This window comes from Rhodococcus sp. 2H158, from assembly GCF_053764755.1.
The window spans coordinates 1-3979 of record NZ_JBSNCE010000058.1; the positions used below are offsets into that span (position 1 = coordinate 1).

Sequence of the window (3979 nt, forward strand, 5' to 3'; positions counted from 1 at the left end):
AACCAGCAGCCCGCGACGTCCGCGGGGCTTGCTTGAGCCGTATGCCGCGACGAGTGGCACGTACGGTTCTGAGGGGGCGGGGACGCAGTAATGCGTCCCCGCTACCCGACTCGGCCGCAGGGCTGGTACCCGTGATGCGACTGGCCGAGACCCGGTCTGAACGAGCTGTTCGGCCGGCATCCGAGCGTCGGTTCACCGACCCGGCGGTCAAGTCCGCGAGCATCGTCGCGGGGATGCTCGCCGGCGCCGACAGCATCGACGACCTCGATGTTCTCCGCCACGGAGCGATGAACCGACTGCTCGGCGGGGTGCGGCGCCTTGGCGATGGAATTGATTCGGTTGGGACACAGCGTGATCCTGTCGAGGACCTTCCACCGGGTGGTGAGCAGCGCGGCGGCGCGTTCGCCGAGGCACCGAAGTCCGGACAGCAGCGTGTGGCGGCAAACGGTGACGACATCGAGGGAGTTGCCGTCGGCAGGGACCTTCGTGGGGGTATGGATGCCGATGCCGGTGTTCTGGTAGCCCTTGTCCGCGAGGGCGGCAAGGCCCTGGCAGCGTACAGAGCCCCGGTGATCCGGTGCGTTCGGGCGGCGGTCAGATCGTGGGTGCTGCCCGGCAGTGCATCGGACACCCACCTACTGAGAAAACCTCACTAAAACCAAGCTCAGTCGCTGCGAACGCTCTGCTCCATGACAGCGGAACCGAGCCACTCGCACAATGCGAGAGCATTCTCCACGTCGAGCCGTCTCTCTCGGACGCTACGCCCGAGTAGTTGCTCGATCTTTCGGAGTCGGTACATGACCGAGTTCTTGTGCATGGTGAGGATGACGGCGGTGGTGGCGTAACTGCCACCACTCGCCAAGAATGTACGCAGCGTTTCTCGGTACTGTGCCATCGGCGGGTCGTCAACGGCCAACGGTCCCAGCACATCCCGCACCCATTCGCTCGCAAGGGCGAGGTCTGAGCACATCAGCGCCACCGAGCCTGCGCTCTCACTGAACACCACACGAAGATTGGGAACTTGCGAGGCCCGTGCCACCATCGCCGCCCGAGTGGCCTGCCGATGCGTGCGAACGAAGCCTTCGGCTCCCTCGTGCATCGCGCCTATGGCCATGGTCACCGAATCGTCACCCCCGTCGAAGGTCGACGCGATCTCGAAGAGGTCGGCCCCCCCGTCGGCCCCCAGCGGTAGCCACGCCCAGGCGGTGCGCTCATCGCGAGGTTCGAACAATGGACGCGACTGTGCACCACATCGTTTGGCGAGTACGGAAACCGCACTCTCCAGTCGGGCCAGCCGATCCTCGGAGGTCGACCGATCGATCCACGCGATGACCCCCACGTGCAATTGGTTCAGACGGTAGTAGAACGCTCTCTCGACGTCTCCGACATCGACAGAGCGCCCAGCGAGGATAGCTTCGATGAGGGCCGTTCGAGCAGCAGTACGCTCCCGCAACCATGTCTCGCGTGCGATCTCGTAATGGTGCAAGACCTGACGATAGAGATCATCGGTCCATGTGGTCAGTCGCGTCATGAGGTCGACGGCGGACCTTGCCACGACGACCGGGTCGTCACCCAACTCTCCGAGCCGTTCCAGGCACCAGCGCAGCATCACGTTGCGCGTCACGCGGGTCCCCCGCTCCAGGAGGTCGAAGGGAAAACCACGCTGCGCGACCACACGTGCATACTCCACAACGGCCCCCGGCACCTCCATCGAGGAGACGTCGAGGTCATGCTCGAGCATCTGCAGGTTGGTGACGACCGCGGCCTGGGCTCCCGCAGTCGCCAACTCGAGGAGGCGTTGATCGGCCTTGATCTCTTCGACTTCGTTGACGGCTTCGTCGACCAATAGGGAGACAATCTCATCGGCGTGCTTACCGGCGACCGCAGCAACGCGCATCACAAGCGCCCGCACCGAGGGGTCAGGATCGTGCATCGACTCGACCTTGGTGACCTCCGCAGTCATCGTCGTCCGAGTGCTGGATACGTCCCACTCCCCGAGCCTACCGTCCCGGGATGGGTCCGTGACGACTCGAGGTGATCAGTGCAGTGGCGGCGTCAAGGCACGTGGAGTTGACGGCAAGAGCGCGCAACCCGGTGTGGCAGCTTGATGCGATGTGTCATCGAGTTCGCCGCCGTCCTCCAATGCGGACATCATCACGACGGATGCGGGGTCCGGGAGTCCGAGGTCCCTGAACACCATCGGTACCATCACCGCGAGGTCACCGTCTGCGCAATCGACTGCCAGAACGATGTGTTCGGAGTCGTAACCTGCTGCCATGAGCAGCCGATAGGCGCCCACCGCGTCGTCGATACCGTCCCCGACGGTGTACTCGGGCGCCGTCCGATAGTCGACCACGAGCACCGAGGCGTCCAGCGCATCGCACAGCCGCGACACCAGACGACGATGGCTCGGCAGTTTGCAGCAGCGGCGCCCCCCCGCGTGCAGATACAGCAACACTCGATCGGAACGGGGATCTGTGGCCGCTGCCCACACACCCATGCACTTTTCCAGCGAGATCACGACGTGAGGGACCTCGGTGCCCATCCACGAATGGTCCGAGCGGCCGGACGCTCCGTCCCCGACCTGACGAGCCGCCGGCTGTGCGGCATCAGCCGGCATGCTGCTCTCGTCCTGCACCTCTACTCGGTCAGCTGTGGTCACGACAACTCCTCACCATGTGAACTTCTGAATCGGTCCATGATCCGTAGGCGTCGATCAACGCGGGTGAGCGCGATCGATGCGCATGCATCAGGGCACCGTCGAGACTAAGAGGTGGTGTGGCATGAATCACTGGGCGCGCGATACTGAGATCAGAGTCACTGTAGGGCTCTGGGCACATGGCCGACGGGTGACGGCGACGTCGGGACCCAGCAGAGTGCTCATGTCGCGGTAGCGAGAAGTCGAATCTGCGACAATCCGTGGTATGGAACCCCCGGTTCAGGCTGTAACAATGCGTTCGGTGCGGTCGGCGTCGTCGACGTGAGACGGGCTCCGGGTGGTAGATGATGAATGTTCCTACACCGATCGTCATCCGAGCACTCGGGAGCCCTGCGTCCGAACCTGAGATCTTCGGCGGTCCTCACCACCTGGCTCGACCGGCAGAGCGCCGCTTTCGGGACGTATCGAAGTGGTGGCGATGGACGGGTTCGGCGGCTACAAGCACGCCGCGACCAGCAGGGTTCCCGATGCGGCGACGGTGATGGATCCGTTCCACGTCGTGGCTCTGACCGGGACGAAGCTGGATCTGTGTCGCCAGCGCGTGCAGCAGCACACCTGTGGGCACCGCGGCCGTTTGGGGGATCCGCTCGACGGCCTTCGCCGCACCGCCCGCACCCGGCAGGAACTGCTCAGCGATCCGCAACGCCGACGTCTCGAGGCGGTATTCGGCGAGGAACAGCACCCGCCGTTCGCGATCACGTAGCGGGTCTACCAGGACGTCATCGATACCTACGCCGACCACGATCGTCGGCATGGCTAACCGGATACCGGCGGCGGACCATCCGCTATGAACGCCATAACAAGCACTTCGCCGGCTTTCTGCAACTCGCCGCCGCTCCGACGTACTGGCAAACTCCCCAATGAGACATCCTTTCCTTGAGGTGTCCTGAATAACGTCTCTACCGGATCCAAGGCGGTTCACGTTGACTTCGGATCAGCTCAGGCGCTCGAGGACCATCGCCATGCCCTGGCCGCCGCCGACGCACATGGTCTCCACGCCGAACTGCTTGTCGTGGGTCTGCAGGTTGTTGAGCAGGGTGGCGGTGATCCGCGCGCCGGTCATGCCGAACGGGTGACCGAGGGCGATCGCACCACCGGAGACGTTGAGCTTGTCCTCGTCGATGCCGAGCTCGCGGGCGGAGCCGAGCACCTGCACGGCGAACGCCTCGTTGATCTCGAACAGGTCGATGTCGGAGATGGTCTTGCCGGCGTGGGCGAGAGCCTTCTTCACGGCCTCGATCGGGCCCAGACCCATGATCT

General features: G+C 64.3%; 2 protein-coding genes and 3 pseudogenes. 1 reads left to right on the plus strand and 4 read right to left on the minus strand.

Annotation, left to right across the window (positions count from 1 at the left end; genetic code table 11):
- Positions 1-314: 314 nt before the first annotated feature.
- The 3 genes and pseudogenes from ACWPOB_RS28415 to ACWPOB_RS28425 form a co-directional block, all read right to left on the minus strand.
- Positions 315-634 (minus strand): annotated as a pseudogene (locus tag ACWPOB_RS28415) (transposase family protein); the annotation flags it as partial.
- A gap of 30 nt (positions 635-664) precedes the next feature.
- Positions 665-1963, minus strand: coding sequence for a PucR family transcriptional regulator (locus tag ACWPOB_RS28420; protein ID WP_455402861.1), 1299 nt, complete (start codon positions 1961-1963; stop codon positions 665-667).
- 75 nt (positions 1964-2038) lie between these two features.
- Positions 2039-2662, minus strand: a complete 624-nt coding sequence (locus ACWPOB_RS28425) for an alpha/beta hydrolase fold domain-containing protein (protein ID WP_165037584.1) — start codon at positions 2660-2662, stop codon at positions 2039-2041.
- A gap of 460 nt (positions 2663-3122) precedes the next feature.
- Here ACWPOB_RS28425 and ACWPOB_RS28430 point away from each other — a divergent pair.
- Positions 3123-3396: pseudogene (locus ACWPOB_RS28430) on the plus strand (transposase); the annotation flags it as partial.
- A gap of 257 nt (positions 3397-3653) precedes the next feature.
- Here ACWPOB_RS28430 and ACWPOB_RS28435 read toward each other — a convergent pair.
- Positions 3654-3979, minus strand: a pseudogene (locus ACWPOB_RS28435) (acetyl-CoA C-acyltransferase); the annotation flags it as partial.